This is a genomic window from Rhizobium sp. KNZ2-6A (assembly GCF_056755475.1).
In genome coordinates, this window is the sequence record NZ_JBNDIC010000145.1 from 1 (window position 1) to 618 (window position 618).

The 618-nt window shown below is 59.5% G+C and carries 1 protein-coding gene and 1 pseudogene; both read left to right on the forward strand.

Features of this window, described 5'->3' with window-relative positions:
- Nucleotides 1-354: IS66 family insertion sequence element accessory protein TnpB (gene tnpB, locus ACPYOP_RS32965; RefSeq protein WP_481414386.1), on the forward strand; the 354-nt coding region annotated here is incomplete at its 5' end.
- A gap of 41 nt (nucleotides 355-395) precedes the next feature.
- Nucleotides 396-618, forward strand: a pseudogene (locus ACPYOP_RS32970) (IS66 family transposase); the annotation flags it as partial.

Here is a 618-nt window from a genome sequence, read left to right on the forward strand (position 1 = left end):
ATGTTCCGGCTGGCTGACGATCTTCGCGTCTATCTTCACCGGGACCCGATCGACTTTCGTGCGGGGATCAATAGCCTGGCGATCCTGGTTGAGCAGTCGATGGGCCTGAGCCCGTTCGAGCGAGCTGTCTTCGTCTTTTGCAATCGCCGGCGCACCCGAATGAAACTCCTATTCTTCGAGCGGTCAGGGTTCGTGCTTATATTAAAGGCCTTGTCCGAAGACCGGTTTCGCTGGCCCCGCCGCGAGGTGCCGGTCGTGACGCTCGATACCGAACAGTTGCGCTGGCTGCTTGACGGCATCGATCTCGACGCGATGGTGCGCCATCCTGTCCGGCAATATGAGATTGTCGGCTGAAAGCTGTTGACGGAGCGTGGCGGCTCAGATTCAAAGCTACGATGACACGAGCCGGCACCCCGACCGTTGCGGAACTGATGGCGCTTCTGGCGGCGAATGCTGCCGAGAACGCTGCGCTGCGGGCTGAGAGAGACGCCCTTGAGCAGCGTGTCTTCAAGCTTGAGGAGGAACTGGCGCTTGCACAACTGCATCGTTTTGCGCCGCGCAGCGAAAAGCATATGGATCGCGTCTTCAATGAAGCCGAGAACGCCGCTCTTAAGGCGG